This window comes from Poriferisphaera sp. WC338 (genome assembly GCF_050931845.1).
GTDB lineage: Bacteria > Planctomycetota > Phycisphaerae > Phycisphaerales > Phycisphaeraceae > Poriferisphaera.
Genome location: NZ_CP194516.1, coordinates 1,927,949 through 1,948,050, shown reverse-complemented (window position 1 = coordinate 1,948,050; position 20,102 = coordinate 1,927,949). Strand labels below are relative to the sequence as shown.

At 49.1% G+C, this 20,102-nt stretch carries 14 protein-coding genes; 5 read left to right on the top strand and 9 right to left on the bottom strand.

All coding sequences use genetic code 11. The annotated features are described in order from the left end of the window. Positions 1-102 precede the first annotated feature (102 nt). Together ACQ6WK_RS07995 and ACQ6WK_RS07990 are read left to right on the top strand one after the other, a co-directional pair. Complete coding sequence (locus tag ACQ6WK_RS07995) at positions 103-2,385, top strand: O-antigen ligase family protein (RefSeq protein ID WP_432800217.1); 2,283 nt, start codon at positions 103-105, stop codon at positions 2,383-2,385. Between the two features lie 143 nt (positions 2,386-2,528). After that, positions 2,529-3,269, top strand: coding sequence for a PEP-CTERM sorting domain-containing protein (locus tag ACQ6WK_RS07990; protein ID WP_432800216.1), 741 nt, complete (start codon positions 2,529-2,531; stop codon positions 3,267-3,269). 15 nt (positions 3,270-3,284) lie between these two features. Here the strand turns inward: ACQ6WK_RS07990 and ispE are convergent, their stop codons facing one another. The 6 genes from ispE to ACQ6WK_RS07960 form a co-directional block, all read right to left on the bottom strand. Then, positions 3,285-4,217, bottom strand: coding sequence for a 4-(cytidine 5'-diphospho)-2-C-methyl-D-erythritol kinase (gene ispE, locus ACQ6WK_RS07985; protein WP_432800215.1), 933 nt, complete (start codon positions 4,215-4,217; stop codon positions 3,285-3,287). Between the two features lie 41 nt (positions 4,218-4,258). Then, positions 4,259-5,089, bottom strand: a complete 831-nt coding sequence (locus ACQ6WK_RS07980; RefSeq protein WP_432800214.1) for a TetR/AcrR family transcriptional regulator — start codon at positions 5,087-5,089, stop codon at positions 4,259-4,261. 120 nt (positions 5,090-5,209) lie between these two features. Further along, a complete protein-coding gene (locus ACQ6WK_RS07975) occupies positions 5,210-7,165 on the bottom strand; it encodes an exo-alpha-sialidase (RefSeq protein ID WP_432800213.1) in 1,956 nt (651 codons plus the stop codon). A gap of 34 nt (positions 7,166-7,199) precedes the next feature. Then, on the bottom strand, positions 7,200-9,137 hold the full coding sequence (locus tag ACQ6WK_RS07970) for an exo-alpha-sialidase (protein WP_432800212.1): 1,938 nt from the start codon (positions 9,135-9,137) through the stop codon (positions 7,200-7,202). A 52-nt stretch (positions 9,138-9,189) separates the two neighbouring features. Beyond that, positions 9,190-10,158, bottom strand: coding sequence for a dihydrodipicolinate synthase family protein (locus tag ACQ6WK_RS07965; protein ID WP_432800211.1), 969 nt, complete (start codon positions 10,156-10,158; stop codon positions 9,190-9,192). A gap of 13 nt (positions 10,159-10,171) precedes the next feature. Continuing rightward, positions 10,172-11,128, bottom strand: coding sequence for a dihydrodipicolinate synthase family protein (locus ACQ6WK_RS07960; RefSeq protein WP_432800210.1), 957 nt, complete (start codon positions 11,126-11,128; stop codon positions 10,172-10,174). A gap of 231 nt (positions 11,129-11,359) precedes the next feature. Here ACQ6WK_RS07960 and ACQ6WK_RS07955 point away from each other — a divergent pair, with 231 nt between their 5' ends. Together ACQ6WK_RS07955 and ACQ6WK_RS07950 are read left to right on the top strand one after the other, a co-directional pair. Next, a complete protein-coding gene (locus ACQ6WK_RS07955; protein WP_432800209.1) occupies positions 11,360-12,442 on the top strand; it encodes a hypothetical protein in 1,083 nt (360 codons plus the stop codon). 268 nt (positions 12,443-12,710) lie between these two features. Continuing rightward, entirely contained in the window at positions 12,711-15,341 is a 2,631-nt protein-coding gene (locus ACQ6WK_RS07950) for a sodium:solute symporter family transporter (RefSeq protein WP_432800208.1), read from the top strand. A 244-nt stretch (positions 15,342-15,585) separates the two neighbouring features. Here ACQ6WK_RS07950 and rpoN read toward each other — a convergent pair whose 3' ends face one another. Both rpoN and recR read right to left on the bottom strand, forming a co-directional pair. Next, positions 15,586-17,061 (bottom strand): RNA polymerase factor sigma-54, encoded by a 1,476-nt coding sequence (rpoN, locus tag ACQ6WK_RS07945; RefSeq protein WP_432800207.1) that lies wholly within the window; start codon positions 17,059-17,061, stop codon positions 15,586-15,588. Between the two features lie 262 nt (positions 17,062-17,323). Further along, positions 17,324-17,941, bottom strand: a complete 618-nt coding sequence (recR, locus tag ACQ6WK_RS07940; RefSeq protein ID WP_432800206.1) for a recombination mediator RecR — start codon at positions 17,939-17,941, stop codon at positions 17,324-17,326. Positions 17,942-18,025: 84 nt separating this feature from the next. Between recR and ACQ6WK_RS07935 the strand changes: the two genes are divergently transcribed. Beyond that, positions 18,026-18,304, top strand: a complete 279-nt coding sequence (locus ACQ6WK_RS07935) for a (2Fe-2S)-binding protein (RefSeq protein ID WP_432800205.1) — start codon at positions 18,026-18,028, stop codon at positions 18,302-18,304. Here the strand turns inward: ACQ6WK_RS07935 and ACQ6WK_RS07930 are convergent. Beyond that, positions 18,290-19,918, bottom strand: coding sequence for a lysostaphin resistance A-like protein (locus ACQ6WK_RS07930; protein ID WP_432800204.1), 1,629 nt, complete (start codon positions 19,916-19,918; stop codon positions 18,290-18,292). The two genes, ACQ6WK_RS07935 and ACQ6WK_RS07930, sit on opposite strands and share 15 nt — an antisense overlap. Positions 19,919-20,102: the final 184 nt, after the last annotated feature.

Genomic DNA, 20,102 nt, shown 5'->3' with positions numbered 1-20,102 from the left:
CTCCTCGAGCATCCTATCTGCTCGATGAGGGATTTTTTTTATGTGAAGTATTTATACGAGAGCTTCCCACATAGCGACAGGTAGAAACGCTAAAATGGGATCATGCCCGAGCTTTCAAATGATGTTGTGAGAGAAAGATCCAAAGCTGAACCGCTCACTGTTGCAACAGTGACGGTGGTGTTACTCGCGCTGATATTTTTACCTGCGGTTACGCCGTTTTTGCCGGTAATTTATCTGGATACATTGCCAACGGTGAGTGAGAAGGGGGCTTTGCCGATGACGTTTGTTGGGCCAACGGGTTACGCGGTATTGCATACGCTGATTGTCTTTGTGTCGGCGGGTGCGATTTTTGTAGCGAAGTTTTATGGCGCGGTGTCACCACGGGTATTGATGGGGATGTTGTTTGGAGCGATGGCGGTCGGGTTGTATTGGCTTGAAGGAACGTATGGGAATGCGCAGTATGCGTCGGCGTTTGTCGCAGGGATTAGTGCGATAATGGCTGCGATACATCTGGTAGATTTTGCGCTGGTGCGGCGGATCGTGGTGGCGACGGCTGTGGCAATGCTGATCCCGTTTGCGCTATTCTCGTTTTATTTTTTATATGTCGAGCATCCGATGACGGTGGTGAATTTTCATGAAAATGAAGAGGCGTTCTTGGCGGCGCGGGGTTGGGCAGCAGGCTCGCCTCAACACCTACTGTATGTGCGGCGGTTGGAATCACCGGATGCGGTGGGAACATTTGGACTGGCGAATGTACTGGGTTCGTTCGCGGCGGCGTTTACATTAATTGCGATTGGGATCATGTTTGCATGGATGAAGAAGGGGGTGAAATGGGTGTTGCCCGTGGTGGTAACAGGTGCAGCAGCGTTGTTAGGTGTGGTGACAACCTATGACACACATTCAAAAGGCGCGTTGTTGGTATTGCCGCTAGGGGTTGGGTTGATGGTAGTAGCGTATGTGTTTCGGAAATATAAAGCGCCGGGGTGGGTGTTTGTCGTGTGTTGTGCGGGATTGATCGCATTGCCGGTGGTGGCTGTGATGGTGCGCGGGATGCAGGGATTGCCGGAATCGGAATTGGGCGAACGGTCGCTGCTGTTTCGATATCAGTATTGGACGGCGGCGGGGCGGATGCTTTGGGGCAGTGGGCCTATTGGTCTGTTGTTGGGGGTGGGGCCGGACGATTTTGGCTATCTGTATTTGAAATATAAATCGGTATATAGCCCGGAGGAGGTGTCATCGGCGCACAACGTGTTTGTTGATTACGTGACAGGATACGGACTGGCGGGTTTGTTGCTTTCGGTGAGTTTGGTTTGGATTGTGATGCAGTCAGCGATGAGGATCATGAAGCAAAAAGTTGAACAAGTTGCTGCAGAAAAAATAGAGCATGATGGGCGAGGCAATCTAACTGGGAAGCAGGTTGGGTATCTGGCATTCATGTTGGCGGGCATACTGTTTTTGACACGGTATTTTGTGACGTTCGAAGAAATGTATCTGGAATCAGCATTGTTGTGGCTGGTCACCGTAGTGCTGTTTGCGGGAGTGTTTTATGTTTTGGTGCGACGGCTTGCGTGTCGTGGACGTGTGGTGAAGTTATCGCTTTTGGTGGGAGCGGTCGCGTTACTCGTTCATAATCAGATTGAGATGTCGTTCTTTCAGTTGGCGTCAGGGCCGATGGTGTGCTTCATGGTGGCGGCATGTTATGTAGATGAACGCAGTGAAGTAGAAAAGAAACGAGCGAGGTCCGTAGCGCGACGGTATTTTGTGCCGATGCTGCTCATGGTCGTGCCGCTATACATGGTGTCGGTGCAAGTGTTGCCAGTGACTGCATATCAGGAAGAAATGCGTATCGCATCGGAAGCATTGGCGAAGGGGGATAGCCGCAATGGATTGAAAGCATTGGATCGTGCGGCAAAGCTTGAGCCCACCGATCCATTGGTGTCGCGGCAGCGGATTGCAGTGCGGTTGCAGTTGGCTTCTGCGTTCATGCATCGTGGCCAGAAAGCAACCGCGTTGAAGTGGGTTGAGCAGGCACGCGAAGATGCCGCTTATTTGATTGAGCATCGGCCCGTATTGCCTGCAGGCTACCGTCAGCTTGCAACGGTGGAGGCTTATCAAGCCTCGATCACGAACACGACGCCGCCGTTACTTGCTGCCGCGAAGGTGACTGAAAAGGCGTTGAAATATGCGCCATACAGCTTGAATGATCATTTGTCGTTGGCGGATAAGTACTGGCAATTGGCTCAGTATCAAAAAGCAGCGGAAGCATATCAGCAAGCGATTGTGATTTCGGAAAAGCTTTATCTTGATCCAGCCAAACAGATGACTCCGGATGAAATGGCGCAAGCACAGAAGCGCATCAGGCAAGCGGAAGGCGTTAAACCTTAGCTATCTTTACATCTCAGTGAGAAATCAAAGAAAAATTAGAATGTTCTAAACTCCGTGGTATAGTGTTGCTGTGGTGCCGCATGAGTTTGATGGCGGTACTGAGAGACCTGTGTTGTATTTCGTATGATTAGGAGAGAGGGGTTATGGTATTGAAGAAGATATTACCTATCGCTGTTGCTACGGTTCTTGCGATTGGCTGTGCAATGAGCGTAAAGGCAGATCCTGTAGAGCTTGAAGTGAGCGGAACCGTAGATCTTGTCAGTGGTAATTACGTTGGTGATGTGATGGTTGGTCATGCCATTAATGGCACCTTTATTTTTGATACAGATGAGGCTAATGCAGCACCCAGTTCACAGACCACACCATCAAATGTGCCTGGTCATGAATTTTCTTCTTTCTATGATTTTGTCGGTGCTCCTTATGGTGTGTCGTTGTCGATTCCTGCCTTAGGTGGGAGCTTCAACAACACAGGGCCAGTCGGTGTCGTCGTAAATGATGATCTAGAACTGACAGCAGCAGAAACCAACGGTATGGTGTCGGATGGAACCTATGATTGGATTGAGATTCTTGGTTCGACAACCGTCTCGATATGCACACATCCGAGCGGGACATGTAATCAAAATGAATTGGTGCCTGCGGATGGCGAAGAGTGGACGCTGGCGATTGTGACAAGCGATACGAATTGGATCACGGATGGTAGTTTGATTCCGGATGCTTTGCCTTCATCTTATACGCTTTTTATCGTGGGTAATGAATTCGATGAAAATGGTAATGAAGTTGGCCTTGTTATTGCCAGTGCCAGTATTGTTCCAGAACCAGCATCAGTAGCTCTGCTTACAAGTATGGTTGGTATTGGTGTATTTGCGCGACGTCGGAAAGCCTGAATCTCTGCGGGCAGCTCATCTTGGCTGAATAGTTTTAGTGACGACCGCAGGCATGTTGCAACCTTCAATGATCAAATCTTGGAGCATGACTGCATCTTCATCGGTTTCTGCGATGGCGAACATGGCTGCGCCTGAGCCTGTCACATGAACGGTACGGCTTATGATTTTCTGGACATGCTCGACGGCTTCGCGTAGAGCAGGCTGTACCTGCATGGCAGGTTCCGCAAGATCGTTAAACGGGCCGTCGAAGGGCAAGGGTAGATCATGTCTGAGCGAAACAACCGCATCGGGGTCTGCCGTTTTGACGTTGTCATTGAGCCTGTCGAATTGTTTGTAGACATCGCTTGTCGGGCAGCCGAAAGGCGGAAGGATAAGCACGATGGGGATACGTTCAGTAAGGATAGATGGCTCAAGAACTTCACCAAGCCCGCGTGCAATGGCGCTTGATTTGCCATGAAATGCAGCGATACCAAAGGACACGTCACAGCCGAGTTGGATAGCGAGTTCTAGAAGCGAAGATTCTTCGAGTTTGAGTTCAAAGAGTTCATTTAGGCCAACAAGCATGCCAGCGGCATCGCTTGATCCACCGCCGAGTCCTGCACCTGCGGGAATGTGTTTGCTGACGGTGACTTCGACGGCTGGCAGCTTCTTACCAATTTTTTCTTCAAGCAAACGGTGAGCACGATAGGCCAAATCCTTCTCGACCGGCCAATCGACGGTTTGTCGGACGGGGGCATCGTCGGCCCATGCGATATGATATCGATCTTCATCGCCTTCAATACATTGAATGGAAAGCTGGTCGGCAAAATCAACGGCAACCATCCAGCTTGCAATGGGATGGAATCCGTTGTCCAGTGGTGCACCAACAGACAATGCTAGATTGATTTTTGCAGGACACAAAAGTTCTGCTTCGGCAAAAGGTTCGACATGCATTAGCGGGCTAGCCATGCAGGTTCTCCGGTTATCACAAGATTGGATTTGCTTTGGTTTTACAGGAGGGTAATGTCTTCGTGGGTGCTGGTGTGCTGTGCGTATCCTGTATCTGAATTTGCGATTGAATCTTGTGCCGAAGCGACGAGCTTAGGCGCGGGGGGTGTAGATTGTGTAATTATAGGTGTGAGGCGCGGGGCAGGGGCGGCTGACTTGCCGGGAGTGGAAGTTGATTTTGTCGTTATGGCGGGATGTGCATTCTCGCTGGGGATCGTGATCTGATCGAGGATGGTACCGGGTTTGCCGCCGAGCATAACCTGGCCATGAAGTTGTGCCCAGAGGGCGGTGGCTTTGTCGTCGCTGGCGAGTTGTGTGGACCATTGGCCAATGATTTGCCCGATGATGCGTGGGAGGATTTGTTGAGCTTGTGGATCAGATTCTGAATCTGCGGCAATCCAGAACATGAGTTGATAGAGGGCGGGTTGTTCAGTTGCAGTTTGGAGGTAAAGAGTAACGCTGCTGCTGATGGATTGATTTTCATCAAGCATGTCGCGGACGGGGGCAAAACGTCCTTGAAGAACAGCGTCAAGAAGCTCGGTTTTATCTTTGAAATAGCGGTAAATCGAACCAACAGCGCAGTCGAGACGTTTGGCTATTTTACGGATGGTGGTGCCGTCATAGCCGCTTTCAAGTAGGCAGCTCAGTGTGGCGTCGAGAATTTGCTCACGACTAAGGTTTACAGGCGTTTTTGCTGGTGCCGTGGGTGTTGTTTGCGAAGCGATCGCGCTAAGAGGAAGCCGATTTTCATTATTGGTTAGGGGTGATTCAGGTCGAGAAATGGGGTGGTTTGTATCTTGGAAAATCGCGGGTTCTGCTGAAAGCGTCGTCATGGGTTCACCTCCATGTGAACATGTGTTAATTGGCGCAAATCCATTTGCACTGAGCCGTGTTCAGCACGGCAACTATAGTTTCGGCTGTGTGCGTCGGGCTGTCAAGCTTTATCGGATTGCTCACGTGGCTGATCTGCGGTATGGGCGTCTGCTGAGAAAAAGACCCAGCATCAGCGCCGAGAGGGAGGCCGGCTCGGGGATGGGCTGCAGGAATTGATCCTGATTCAAGGCTCCTTGTGAGATGCGGGCAAACTGAACGTCGCCGTGGAAACGCCGGTCGCCGGGGCTCGAACTGTTAAACGCGCCGATGATCAGGTCGCGGTTATTCGCAAAACTGCCGGTGGTGTCATCCACCTTCGTGTCGATCAGCACATGATCCAAATACAGCTTGAGTTGATTGGTGGCCGCATCGCGGACCGCAGCTACGTGATGCCATTCGTCATCATCTACTCTCACTGATGATTTGGCCGCAGCCGTTTCATTGCCGTCATCGACAAAGAATCTGACTTTGCCGTCCTGAATACGCAGCCAGTATGACTCTGAGTTTGAACCGACATCTTTTGCAATCAGCGGCATGATGTCATTCAACCCCGCGCCGTGGTCGGTGGTTCTGAACAGGATTTCAAGCGTGAAACTTTCATCAGCTTCAAAGTCAAAGAGATGATCGGTGGTGTCGTCAACGCGGATATAGTCGTTCTGCCCGTCAAAGTGCATCGCGGTGGTGCCATGATTGCGGTAGCGTGTATCACCGGTCACCACCGTGACGCCGTTACCGACGAGTGTGCCGTTGATGCCGTTGCCTTGCGTGTCGTGGATGGTGCTGCCGGCACTGATCGTTCCACCGGTCGTGTTGCTTGTTGATTGAAACTGCATCAGCGTCGGCGACTCAACCCATGACTGTGAGAAACGAGCAAAGCTGATCCTGTCGTAGTATTTTGACGACCCGTTTTCATAGAGCATTCCCATCATGGGATTACTCACGCCGTTGCCGGAGATCTTGGCCATGTCGCTGTACCCCGCAAGCCCGCGCCGCAGCATCTTGCCGTCGGTCCATGTATCGGTTTCATCATAAGAAAGTTGCAGCGTCATCTCCCGCCGATCCGTTTCGTGCTTCGGATGCGAAAGCAGGATGCGATTGCGATCATCTCCCTCATCGACCGCGGTAAATCGCTCGACAGATCCTTCGACGACCGGATCAAGCTGATCAAAATCGATCGCGCCGCTCAGGAAATTTTCCCCGCTGTTTTTAAGGTACGAAGATGCGCGGTAGTGATTGCCATCTGGCGCGGTCGCACGGTTGCGCGAGTTCACATAGACATTGCCATTGGTGAGTTCGACGAGCTGGCTTTCGCTGGGGTTGAAGTCTCTCCCACTAACGTCGCGCATCTGGCCGCCCATGTTCCAAGTGACGCCGCCATCATCACTGTAAAACGCCGTCGCGCCGCGCTCGCCAGAGTTCGGGCCGCCATCGAACGGGCTTGCCAGCAAAATCCTGCCAGCATGAGCGCCGCGTGTGAGCTGGATGCCGCCGCCCGGGCCGGTGGCAAACCATCGCCAAGAGGGGTCTTTCACTTGTGAGGTAATCTCAGTTGGGCTGGACCAGGACTGGCCGTTATTCGTGCTGGTCTGTACCCAGACAGTGCGGCCACCATCGCTTGTGCCGTTGGTGATTTCGGTTTGTGTGTCTTGGCCGAGATTGCGCGTGGTTACTAGAATCAGGTTCCCAGTATTTGTGTCGAGAATGGGGACCGGGTTGCCGACGGTATGCCGTCCGTAGTCCTGCACAAGTTGCAACGAGCCCCATGTTCGCCCGTTGTCGGTGCTGCGTTTCATCATGATGTTGATATTGCCGGTGTCGCTTGCGCTGTTGCGTCGCCCTTCTGCAAAGGCGAGTAAATCGCCATTCGCAGCCTTGACCAATGCGGGGATACGAAAAGTGTCATAGCCAGCTTCACCGCGCTCAAACACCACGCTATGTTGAACGGGCTGAGCACGAAGTGAACTTGCGCCAAACAAGCACAATGCGGCTATTAGGGGCAATCGTGCTGCTTTAAGCATATTGCTTATGGTTTTCATTTGTCTCACACTCCTATGCTGAATGAACTAGCATTTAATTTATGGTTGCTGCGATTGCTTTTTCTTCAGTCGCAGTTGCTTTGTGATTTAACGGTTGGATAAACTGCTCAGGTTTTAGCGCGCCGCTGGATACACGGATGAACTGAATATCGCCAGCAAACCGCCGCTTGCCCGGTTTCGCGCTGTTGAACGTCCCGATTTGGATCGGAAAGTCATTGGCTAAAGGCTGATCGGTATCATCAGTATCAACACCCACCAGTTTGTGATCCAGATACATTCGCAATTGTGGGATTGATTTATCTCGAACAATAACAGCATGGTGCCATTCACCATCATTCACCGGATTTGGTGTCATGATGCTTGTATTGTGTTTTCCATCTTCAAGAAACACCCGCAATCGTCCGTTCTGTACACGCACCCAATAGGAAGGATGGTATTTTCTAACATCCTTTGCGAGCAGTGGGCCCGAACCCTCGCTGTCGCCATCATGATGTCCTTCAGTGCGGAATAAGAATTCCAATGTAAAATTTTCAGTTGCTGCAAAGTTTAGTAAATGATCTTTTTGGTCTGGTATTTGGATACTGTCGTTCTTGCCATCGAAGTGAAATGCATACTTGCTGACATGATGATATCGTGGATCACCATTCACAATGCGAATGCCGTTGCCGACTAGTGTGCCGTCAACACCGTTTCCTTGTTGATCGCGTATAGTGGCGCCATTCCTGATTTTTTTGTTCAGTTGATACTGGCTTGCGTCAATTTGCAGTAATACGTTGCTTTTAGCCCAAGATGCAGACACTTTCGCAAACACAATGCGCTCATGATAGTTTTTGTCGCCTTGTTCATAGAGTACACCTACTGAAGATTCCCCATGATCCGTTTTAATTGGTGTGATATCGCTATATCCGCATGGCCCCCGGTATAGCAGTTTTTCACTCGACCATGTCTTGGTTTCATCTTCTGATACGTGTATGGTGAATTCACGTCGTTTGCTTTTGTGTCTTGGTTGGGTATGAATAATAAGAGGATTGATAAGGCCATCCGATTTGGAAGAAAATCGTTCAATAGCACCTTCAACTAGTGGATTGGCAAGGTGTGTTTCTTGAAAACCATGAATGAATTTCATACCACCATCGGTCATATAGCTGGCGGCTTGATAGAACTGCTTTGTTCCATCATGTGCTCTGTTGCGAGAAATGATATAAACTTGGCCGTTTTCCAGTTCAAGTAATTGGCTTTCGCTAGGCAAATATTTTTTGGATTTCATGTTCCGTGCAATGCCACCTTTGTGCCACTGTTTGCCACCATCGTCACTATAGATGAGTTGGACGCCGCCCCCCTTGCCGCTTCCAATACCACTATTGAATGTACTGGCAACGATTAATCTTCCTTTGTGCTTGCCATGTTGTAATTGAATCCCGCCACCCGGGCCTGTTGCGTACCATCGCCATTTGGGATCCTTGACCATGTCGGTGATTTCAATTGGTGTTGACCAATGAACGCCGTGGTCTTGACTGATCGTGACCCAAGCACGGCGGGTGTCCTCGGATGTCTGGTGCTGGATCTTGTGTTGCGAATCTTGCCCGTTATTCGTGCAGTAAACCAGAACAATATTTCCGGTGATACGATCGAGAATGGGGACCGGGTTGCCGGCAGTATTCTGCCCATGATTCTGTACAACAGTTAGTTTTTCCCATGTTTCGCCGCTATCGGTGCTACGTTTCATGACAAGATCGATGTCACCTGTATCTGATCGACTGTTAACGCGCCCTTCGGCAAAGGCAAGGAGATCGCCATTTTTAGCTTGAATGATGGTAGGAATTCGAAAGGTTTTATAACCAGCCTCCCCATCTTTAAAAACCACGCGCTGCATAACAGAGGTTTCATTTGCCAAGAGATAAGGTGAATAGGAAAGTGAAATGAGAAGGATACACATCATAAAGATGCGCGAGCCGTTAATGCCAGCAAACATATGTAATGCTCCTTGTGATTATCTTCATACTTTCAAGTGAAAGCAGTGTGTTTCATGATTGAGTTTTCAGGACCGCAAAGGATTCGTGTGTCAGTTCTTCCTGCCACCATTTGCGAAAATCTTGTTTTATTTGCTCGACGAGCGGTTGTGAGACAGGTGTATAGGGATCGCGCGTATATCCAGGATCTTCAAGAAAGCCTGACGCTTCACCTCTTGCTTTGCCAATGATGCCGTGCAAATATCCTTGCCCGACGATGGGTTCGATACAAGCTTTCTCCCAACGATTGAATTTAGATTGCATTTCCATAGCTTCAGGCCAGCGTTGTTCTTTGCAATGGTTAAGTAGCTGGCGATGCCAATCGGGGAGTGTATTGACCCAAAAACTATATGTGCCGCGGCCGCCAAGCATCATGCCGGGCACGACAGTAAAGTCCGTCAGCATGTGAGCGATTTGAGGCGTAGAACCGATGATGTCGGAGAGTTCAAGAAAGTTCTGTGTGCCGAGTTTTGTACCAATAAATTGCTCTGGAAATTCCGAAGCAAGCCAGCGGTATTCATCCGCGCCCATGTGGACGTGTCCACGTGGTGTGTTGTAGTGAATCCACCTTGAACTAGGGACAGCTTGGGCTAATGTTGCCCAAAAATGTTTGACATCTTCCTTGTTCAAAGGCATCCAATAGGGATAGCAAATGTGTACAGCTGAAACACCATGATCAAGACAAACTTTGATGCGATCAATGATGCCTTGCGTGTTGGTCCAAGTCACGCCGATTTGGATGCTGCAGTTATGTGGGGCCATGTGATGAGTAAAGGTTGCGACAAAGGATGCGAATTCGTCAAGTTCGATTGCATAAAATTCACCATCACTGTCAGTGCAATAAATGCCATCACAAGGGATGGATGCAAGACGATTGATGTTACGCTCAAGTATTGCCTCATCGAGTTTGCCATCTTGTGTCCATGGCATCGGCACGGCAGACCATAGGCCGTGAATATCGTTGGCTATGCGGATGTCATACATGCAGAGTCACTTTCTAAGTATGTGCAGCTATGGATGTGTTTGCAGTTTTAAGCCAATCGAAGAACCCGATTGATGTGAGCGCATCTTGAAGTGCATTGTATTCAGCATCAGATAGGTTTTTGAGAGGAAGGCGGGTTGGACCGCAGTCGACACCTACCATCTTCATAATGGCTTTACCTGCGATGATTCCACCGCCATATTCATGCAGGAGTGAGATCATCTGATTGATTCGGCTCATGCAAGCCTGAGCTTCAGACATTTCACCTGCTTCATAGTGATCAAGTAATTGACAGAATAGCGGTGCTGCGTAGTTGTAGGTTGAGCCAGTGGCGGCATTCGCTCCCATGGCCAGTGCTGCCAAGAGCATTTCATCACAACCAAAATAAATTGAGCATGCATCATCATTCATCTGCAAGCAGAGATTCATTTCATAAAGATCTTTGGCTGAGAACTTGATGCCACGAAACGTTGGTATACGCTGCTTGGCGAATTCGATGTATTTGGTCATGGCATAACCGGATCCCGAAATGACCGGCGAGTTATAAAAGAACATGGGTGTGTTTGGTGCCGCAGCAGAAATCGGTGCGCACCAATCACAAAGCGCTTCTTCCGATGCAGGTTTGAATAATCGTGGACAGCTAGTCAGGATTTCATCTGCCCCAATAGATTCGGCATGTCGTGCAAGTTCTTTGGCAGATTCAAGTACGTCGTGGCCAACATGTGCGATAATCGGGATCTGATTGTTTGCGGCATTAACGTAAGCTTCATGTAGGGCCATACGTTCTTGGTCAGAGAAGCTCGCATATTCACCGGTGAGTCCGCCGACGAGCAAGCCGCCAATACCATTATCAATAAGATGAGAAACGATCGTGGGAATGCGATCCAAAGCTAGTTTGCCTGATGTCTCGACGGGTGAAAAAACAGCTGCAACTAACCCGTTATGTCTATTCGCCATTCGTTTATCTTTCATGGAATGAATCTGTGATTGCACGGAGTAACACCTCCTGAGCGACCGCAGCGTAAAATAATGTAAGTGCTTGCATCCTACTTTATGGTTTCTGTGGGCTCAATTAAAATTACGTAACTATAAGAAATATATATTATGCATCATATTGACGTCATGAAGCAACAAAAATATAATGCTTGGGTGTCAAAAATATTTCTTGAAGAATTTTTAATCATTCGGTAAAGTGCCTTTATCATGCGAAAAACCGGATCTATGAATGTGAAATCGCTTGCGGATTTGATTGAGGCGGATATTCGCCACAGGCGGCTACAGTCTGGCGACCAGTATCTCAATTCAGTCCAGACCGCGCGACGATTCAGTGTGAGTACCGGTGCGGCCAACAGTGCGTTGCAACTTTTGGCGCAGCGAAAGATAGTAAAACGCAAACAGCGTTTGGGAACTTTTGTGACGTTGTCTGAGCATCAAGCCTTGCCGGATGCACCGGTAGGTGAAGTGCATTTAATGTTGCACAAATCGTACCTAAAGAAAGAGGGATTGCTTGCAGATGGTGTTGTGGTAGGGATTCAAAGTGTACTGCCAAAAGCGAATATACAACTCGATTTTTTGCCGACGTCAGATGAAGGTGCCTTTGTAGATGAGTTGATTCATGCAACTTTGAAGAATGATCAGCGGGCAGGATTTGTAGTCGTTCGAGCATCATTGGAAACACAGCGAGCGGTTGGCCGTTCTGGTTTGCCTGCTGTGATTCACGGAACAACCTGTCCATCAGTTGAAAATGTTAGCTCACTGGATCGCGATAATGCGCAGTCAGGGAAGTTAATCATTGAGTATTTCGCAAAACATAAATGTAAGAATATTTTAGTTTTACTACGAAATCAGATGCAGCCCGGACACAACGTTATTGTGGATGCGTTCCGTAAGAATGCATTAGACCATGGGATTTCGACAGACCGAATTGTTTATCGTTTCCTGCCAACCGATGATGTTGCAGCAGAACGTGAAGTACTCAATTTGGCGGGAGAAGCATTTAAGCAGAAGTGCGGAGTGATTTGCGATGCTCGCCCGATTGCGGAAGGGGCAATTAAAGCGATTGCTCAACTTGAACTTCCAGAACGTTTGAAACCGGAGCTTGTATCAACGACGGTGTTCATGCAGCCAGGATTACCGAAACCGACGTATCCCTATATCTATCCAGAGATTGCACCGCAGCGGATCGGAGAACGCATTGGTGAGCTTTTAGTTAAGCAGGCATCAGGAAAACAAACTCCCGTTCACGCAACGTATCCGGTGGCACTGATTCATCCTGGCATGATTTAATTTAACACCCGTCATTTCGTAGGGTTTTAACGCCGCACGCTTTGCGTGATTGGCAATAGTTGTACTGTCACGATTTTCGATTCTTGGTAAGCAGCCTAAGAAAGTATCTCTCGTTATGTCAATCAAATCTAAACGAAGCGGCATTTCATACCCATCATATTTGTTCTTTATTGTATCGATTATATCATTATCGATAACATTTTCGTGTTTCGCTGAGGAGGGCAAAGACGAAACAAAGGGAATTGCAGGTCATTGGGAATGGAATTCATTGCCAGCATTGCCCGATCCGGTAGGTGTCGCGAGTCCTTTTGTTGGTATTCATAACGATGCGCTCATCGTAGCAGGGGGAGCTAATTTCCCCGAAGCTTCGCCTTGGAATGGTGGCAAGAAGGTATGGACAGATGCGATTCACGTGATGACCTCTGATGATAAGGGGACGAAGATATGGCGAGCCAATGTCGGCAAGTTGCCGCATCCAGTTGCTTACGGTGTTTCAATTACGACTGAGGATGGCGTGTTGATGATTGGTGGCTCGGATCAATCCCAATGTTACAGTGATGTGCTGCAAGTGTCGTGGGATGGTCAGCACGGGATTATGATCACGCAGTTGCCGCCAATGCCGAGGCCGCTTGCGTTTGCGACTGGTGCATGTGTTGGAGATACGGTTTACGTAGCCGGTGGGCAGGTTGCCACGAGTAGTGCAGAGGCAAGCTCGCATTTCTTCAGTCTAGATTTATCGAAGCAAGGTAGTGATGAATTTGCATGGAAGGAAGAGGCGACATGGCCTGGACCACCTCGCGTGCTTGCGGTAAGTGCGGTGCAGAACGAGGGCAAGGGCAAATCGTTTTATTTGTTCAGTGGACGTAATGTTCAGCCAGGATCTGCAACAGAACTGCTGTCAGATGCGTATCGATTTGATCACAAAGAAAAAACATGGGAAAAACTGCCAGACATCATTCCGGATGGTGAGAGTGAGGCACTTTGCATGATGGCAGCTACCGCGTTGAATACCGGTACATATGGTATTTATCTGATGGGCGGTGACCATGGTGAAGAGTTTATGGTACTTGAGGGGTTGAACAAAAAGATTGCTGAAGAACAGGATCATGTCAGAAAAGCGGTCCTACAAAAAGAGTTAGTTGATCGGCTTGAGAATCACGGAGGTTTTGCGGGAACGATTCTGGCGTTTAATACAGTGACGAAAACATATGCACGGATGGGTAAGCTACCTTCACCATCGCCGGTCACGATGCAGGTGGTGCGATGGGGGGATAAAATTGTGATTCCAAGTGGCGAGGTTCGGCCAGGTGTGCGCTCACCAAATGTTTGGAGCGGCCAATTCATCGGTGAGCCCCATGCTTTTGGTTGGTTGAATTACACGGTGTTGATTGTGTACTTGTTAGGAATGCTCGTCATTGGTTTTTATATCTCAGGGAGGGGTGGAACGACGGAAGATTTCTTTCTTGCGGGTAAACGCATCCCATGGTGGGCAGCTGGCCTGAGTATCTTCAGTACGCAACTTAGCGCGATTACTTTTATTGCGATCCCTGCTAAAACATTTGCAACGGATTGGACGTATCTTGCACTGAATGGAACGATTCTGCTGAGTGCACCGATCGCGATTTACCTGTTTTTGCCCTTCTTTTGTAGGCTTAATGTGACGACTGCATACGAATATCTTGAGATGCGATTTAATATGTTTGCGCGAATGATTGCCAGCGCGATGTTTATGTTCTTTCAAGTGGGCCGGATTGGTATTGTGCTATTCTTGCCATCGATTGCGTTAGCACTAGCGACCAATCTACCGGTGGAAATTTGTATCCTGATCATGGGAGCGATCACGATTGTTTATACCGTGATGGGCGGAATTGAAGCCGTCATCTGGACAGATGTGATTCAGACGGTGGTGTTGCTGGGAGGGGCCGGGGTTTGTTTGTTCATTATGATTTCAGGTGCAGATAATCCATGGAGTAATGTTCAGCTTGGTCATGCACTTGATGCAGGTAAACTTAAAGCTGTTAATTTGATGTTCAGGCTGGATTCACCGACGTTATGGGTGTTGTTAATGGGTGGGATTGCTGGGAACATCATTGGTTATGGTACAGATCAGAGCGTGATTCAACGCTATCTGACGACTAAGAATCAGGGGGAAGCTGCGAAAGGAATTTGGACATCAGCGATGATGGCAATCCCGGCCACGTTGCTATTCTTCGCACTCGGGACGGGGATGTACCTTTTCTATCATTCAAGCAGCAATCACATTGATCCGAACTTGGTTCAATCGGATGCGGTACTACCTTTGTTTATCACTCAGAATTGCCCTGCCGGCATTGCAGGACTCATCATTGCAGGTATTTTTGCCGCTGCAATGTCAAGCCTCGATAGCAGCATGAACTCAGTTGCGACCGCATTCACGACCGATTTCTACGCACGATTATTGCCGGACACATCAGATAAGAATCGCTTAGGTGTGGCAAAAACAATCACGGTGTTGGTCGGAATTTTTGGAACAGTGTTTGCGCTGGTATTGGCGATGTGGGATATCAAATCGCTATGGGATTCGTTGTCGGCATTCGTCGGTTTGTTTGCGGGTGGGATTGGTGGCGTATTCCTGTTGGGGATGCTCAGTAAACGTGCGAACGGCATCGGCGCGGTCATGGGCTTGATTGCTAGTGGCGGTGTTCAGTATGCGATCAGTACCTATACGGATATCTCGGTGATCCTCTATGCATTTACAGGTATGGTTTCATGCATTATTGCGGGTTATGTTTTTAGCATTCTCACATTCAAGACTGGGTCTCGCAACGGTTTTACGATTCATCCGGATTTGACGGTTTGGCGATCCGGAGAAGTAGAATCAATTACTCAAGATGAAGTGCCGGTTGGTACTTCGAGTTAAATAGGCTCAATCAATTCTTTATCCCATCTATCAGCGTGGTGTCTTATTTAAATGGCCTACGCTGTTTTTACATATATGTTTGCTTAAAACCGCGAGAACAGAAAAAAGATGGCTTGCAGTAAATATCAAAACACAATCATCGTGATTAGCAATCAATCTCCAGTTGATATGGCAGACAGCGCAGGGAGTTTATTTCAGTGGGCGTATCCAGATGAAATGATGCCTAAATGAAAGGGAGCGGGTTTTAATACTGCTTGCGCTGTCTCGCGGTGGGAATGTTCAGTTGTTTGCGGTACTTTGCGACGGTACGGCGAGCGATGTCAATGCCCTCTTTCTTCAAAGCATCGACCAGTGTATCGTCACTAAGTGGCTTGGATTTGTCTTCTTCATCAATGATGTGTTTGAGTTTGGCTTGGACGGCAGACCAAGACATGGATTCGCCGCCTTCGGTTTCGGTACCACCAGAAAAGAACATGCGCAGAGGGAAGATGCCGCGCGGCGTTTGCAAGTATTTTTCATTTACAGCACGTGAGACGGTAGCCACATGAATACCGAGTTGGTCGGCCACTTGTGTCATCGGTAGCGGCTTGAGCGCTTGCGGTCCTTGATCGAAGAAATCACGTTGCGCACCCAGGACGACGGAAATAACACGCATGAGCGTGTTGTTACGCTGAGCGATCGCGTCGATGAGCCATGATGCGGAACGGATATTGTTGTTGACGAAATCACGGGTTTTCTTTTCGACACTGCGATCCTTGGCCATCTCTGCATAGGATGGAGAGATCTGCAATGCGGGTGATCGATCTGAGGTCAGGCGGGCGACATACTGATCGTTATCTTCATCGAACTCAACAATTGCGTCGGGGGTAATGCGCTGTGTGTTTTCATCAGCAAGCAAGCGACCGGGATGCGGGTGAAACTGACGGAGTTGAGTGATAGCAACGGTGATTTCGTCGATGGATAGGCCGGTTTGTTTTTCAATGCGTGGTAGGCGATTGGTTTCAATTTCTTTGAGATATTCATCTACCAACAAACGCGAGTTGGTGAGATCAACTTGATGCCCATTGGTGTCTTCAGACTGTTTCTGCTGTTGAATGCGGTTATCTATTTGAAGGAGCAAGCATTCTCGAAGATCACGAGCAGCGAGGCCAGGTGGATCGAGTGTTTGTTGCATGATGCCAATGGTTTCGTTGAGCAGGTCGGCATTTTTGACTTCATCCGGGGCGAGATCAATAAGTTGATCGATTTCTGTGCGAATGTAGCCATCAGCATCAATTTGGGAGATCAAAAATTCGCCAGCAGCTTGGATATCTGAGTCGTTTTCAATGAGTCGCCATTGATCAGAAAGCTGATCGAAGAGGGAGGCAGTACGTGCTGCGGTATTGGCCATGGCGTCAAGTTTGACGTCACGTTCACCTGTGTTGCGTGGGGTGCGTGGGACGTAGTCTTCGGTGCCGGTGTTGGCGGTCCATGAGTCGGCGTACTCGTCGGACATGTTGGAAAGGCGTTCAAAATCGTCGCCGGTGTTACGGGCTTCGGCATCGTCTGAGACGTAGAGTTCGCGTTCGCCTTCCTTGGCATCACGTTCAACCTGTTTGATTTCCTCCGCGATGTTTTGTTGATCGTCGGTGGGCTCTTGCAGTTCGAGTGTGGGGTTGGAGGCAAGCTCTTGTTCGATGCGTTCTTCGAGCGCCTGCTGGGTCATTTGCAGGATTTCCATAGACTGGATCATGCGCGGGGCCAGCTTCATTCGCTGGTCGATTCGCATATGTTGTCCGGTATCTATTCGCATCGTTTACTTAACCCAATGACCCATTCGTCAGGGCAACCCATCAGTTTAGTTATACATACAATTTAACGTTACTTATTTTAGTAGCTTAAAATCGATTTTGCTCGTGAGCCTGAGGTTATCCCCGCAAAAACGTACTAAGCCCTTAGTGATATCGACTGTTGCGACCGTCCGATAGAGGCGCATGCGACGGTTAGTATGGCACATCGGAGCGTCCTTGTAGGGCGTCTGATAAAACAGCTTTGGACAAGCCGGTGAGTGCGGCACCTGCAGGTAAGCCACGTGCGAGGCGGGTGACTTTAATGCCCGCAGATTCCAGTGCCTCAGCGAGGTACATGGTTGTGCCATCCCCTTCAAGTGTGGGGTTGAGGCCGAGAACGACTTCCGTGATAGGCGGGTTTGCGTTTTTGACGCGCTCTAGCAGTGGTTGAATGTTCAAGTCGCCAGGCATGATGCCTTCGAGTGGTGCAAGACGTCCCATGAGGACATGGTAGAGTCCGTTGTAGGAGCCAGTTTGTTGGAGTGAGACAATGTCGGATGGCTGCTCGACGACGAGGATCATGCTGCGATTGCGCGATTCATCTTGGCAGATCGGGCAGGGTTGTGATTCGGAAACATTGCCACAGTCGTCACATACTTTCAGGTCACGTTTGAAGGCTTTGATCGCTTCAGCAAGATCGATCGCTTCCTGTTCGGATTGTCGGAGTAAATGGAAGGCAATGCGCTCTGCGGAACGCGAGCCTATGCCAGGCAGTCTTGAGAGTTGTGTCACAAGACGATCGAATGCGGAGTTATGGGCATGCTTAGCCATGATGTTATTGTAGTAGATGTGGAGAGAGTTGTGGCAAAGCAAAGTTAATTGTGTATGAACCGGCGGGGCGGCTATGATGCCTGTATGAAAGATGATGATCACGTATGTCTGTGTTTTTCGGTGAGTAAGCGGAAGGTCGTGAATTATTGCCGTCGTGAGAAGCCTGCAGTGGTAAGTTTGATCAGCGAATGTTTGGGCGCGGGGACAGGGTGCGGTTGGTGCGTGCCCTATTTGAAGTTGCTACATAAACAGGTAATGGGCGGAGAGCTCGAGCCAGACCTGCCGGTGAATCCGAGCGAATATGCAAAGAAGCGGCTCATGTTTAAACAGACCGGTAAACGTGAAGCTTCAACCAGTGAGTAGCACGACTAAGATGGTTGTGATAATAAAGTTATGCAAGGCATGAGCGGTCATGGAGGCGATCAGTGAAGATCGCCATTCGCGGAGCCATGCGAGGACAAAGGCAATACACATCAGCGCTGGAATGCCTGCGACACCTTGAGGATGGATGGCAGCAAAAATAAATGAAGAAATGATTGCACTGATCCAAAAGCCGGAGCGCGTGCGGAGGAAGCCGAAGAGGGCGCCACGGAAGATGGTTTCTTCGACGAGTGGAGCCCAAACGGTCGTGAGCATATAGAGGTAGATAATGGTGAAGAAGCTAGCGTTTTGCATTTGTTCTTGAATCGGATGTTCAACGCCGCGATAAGCATCGGGGAACAGAGCGGACATGATCAGTGAAATGATGATGGTGCAAACCATGCCAACCGCAATGACCGGGAGTCCGGCGATGTAGCCGTAGATGCCACAACCAACTTCAGCAAAGAAGGAACCTGATGGGCCGCGCGAGAGGCCAAGAGAGTGCCGCATGTTTTGGAAGGAAATTTTGCGAAGTAACGGCCAAAGAATTGCAAAAGGGAGGCTCGCAATAATCACCCATTGCAGCTCAATGCCGGTGACATAGGCAATGGGGATAATGGCGAACGAGAGCGCGATCATGAGCCAAAGGAAAATGGCTGCAGATTCGATGTAGGGTTTGGCTGGTGCAAGAGGTTGAATGAGTTTACGCTTGAATTTTCCGGTTGAAACAAGAATGACGGTGATGATGAATAGCACTAGACCTACAAAGGCAAAGAGGACGATGCCGATTCCGAAAACGGCCATAGCTACCAACATCAATAAAGCGGAACTTGCAATTTGTTTGCGTAGTGGTGCGTCTTGGGGTTGGCCGTAGGATGCGGCAAGTTTGCCGAACCAGTTTTGAGGGAAAGGTTTGGGGATGATGTCAGAAGGAACGCTTGTTGATGGTGTTGTGGCTTGCTGGGGATTGTTGTTGTCTATGGCAAGTTTGGATTGATAGAAAGCCAACAATGCATCGACCTGCTGAACCAAATATTTTTGTGAAGATGGATCGAAATCTTCTTGGAGCCATTCACGTTCAATTTCAAGGCGATCGATGGCTTGCTGTGCGCCATATAATTCGCCAGCAACGATTGCGGCATAGATGATGTCTTGTGAAGTTGTGGCGCTGGCGTCAACATTCGCCATAGCGCTGTCGAATTGGTTCGCTTGGCTAGACGGCGTTGTTGGGGCCGCTTGTGCTAACTGTTTTAATGAGACCGCAAGTTTGCTTTGCATGCGTATCTGCATGGACGATAAAGGGTCACCATTACCAGAGCCGCGATGCAGCAACAGAGGGACAACGGCTTGGATCCCCATAAGAAATAAAACCGCCAATCCGATGGCGACGTACATCATGATCGGTGAAGACGAATATTGACGGTGATTGGCATCTTCGTACAAAGATCGTGGCCCGAGATGTTGGTGTGGTGTGGTATTGTGGCCTGAGTGGACAGAGTCAACACGATCCCAAGGCTCAACAAATTGATCCTCAGGTGTGCTTGTATCTGGAGGGCAAACATGATCGTCCTCACCCGGTGGCGGAGGGGGTGGTGTGGGAGAGGGATAATCAGTCATAAAACGAGCACTTTCGGAAGTTGGGTAGGATCAGGAATCTGCTCCATATGGTTCATATTATGTATGACAAGGCAAGCTTTATTTGTTGTTATGGCCGTGTGAATGGGCTTTGTTGTGTGGACAGCTTTGCATGATGTGAGGGGAATTTTTCGTGATGCGTTGCAATGAGTATGATGGTGAGCCT

Bases quoted from the DNA above. Each gene is read 5' to 3' on its own strand.
- ACQ6WK_RS07995 (WP_432800217.1), top strand. From the start codon at position 103: ATGCCCGAGCTTTCAAATGATGTTGTGAGAGAAAGATCCAAAGCTGAA.
- ACQ6WK_RS07990 (WP_432800216.1), top strand. From the start codon at position 2,529: ATGGTATTGAAGAAGATATTACCTATCGCTGTTGCTACGGTTCTTGCG.
- ispE (WP_432800215.1), bottom strand. From the start codon at position 4,217: ATGGCTAGCCCGCTAATGCATGTCGAACCTTTTGCCGAAGCAGAACTT.
- ACQ6WK_RS07980 (WP_432800214.1), bottom strand. From the start codon at position 5,089: ATGACGACGCTTTCAGCAGAACCCGCGATTTTCCAAGATACAAACCAC.
- ACQ6WK_RS07975 (WP_432800213.1), bottom strand. From the start codon at position 7,165: ATGAAAACCATAAGCAATATGCTTAAAGCAGCACGATTGCCCCTAATA.
- ACQ6WK_RS07970 (WP_432800212.1), bottom strand. From the start codon at position 9,137: ATGTTTGCTGGCATTAACGGCTCGCGCATCTTTATGATGTGTATCCTT.
- ACQ6WK_RS07965 (WP_432800211.1), bottom strand. From the start codon at position 10,158: ATGTATGACATCCGCATAGCCAACGATATTCACGGCCTATGGTCTGCC.
- ACQ6WK_RS07960 (WP_432800210.1), bottom strand. From the start codon at position 11,128: ATGAAAGATAAACGAATGGCGAATAGACATAACGGGTTAGTTGCAGCT.
- ACQ6WK_RS07955 (WP_432800209.1), top strand. From the start codon at position 11,360: ATGCGAAAAACCGGATCTATGAATGTGAAATCGCTTGCGGATTTGATT.
- rpoN (WP_432800207.1), bottom strand. From the start codon at position 17,061: ATGGAAATCCTGCAAATGACCCAGCAGGCGCTCGAAGAACGCATCGAA.
- recR (WP_432800206.1), bottom strand. From the start codon at position 17,941: ATGGCTAAGCATGCCCATAACTCCGCATTCGATCGTCTTGTGACACAA.
- ACQ6WK_RS07935 (WP_432800205.1), top strand. From the start codon at position 18,026: ATGAAAGATGATGATCACGTATGTCTGTGTTTTTCGGTGAGTAAGCGG.
- ACQ6WK_RS07930 (WP_432800204.1), bottom strand. From the start codon at position 19,918: ATGACTGATTATCCCTCTCCCACACCACCCCCTCCGCCACCGGGTGAG.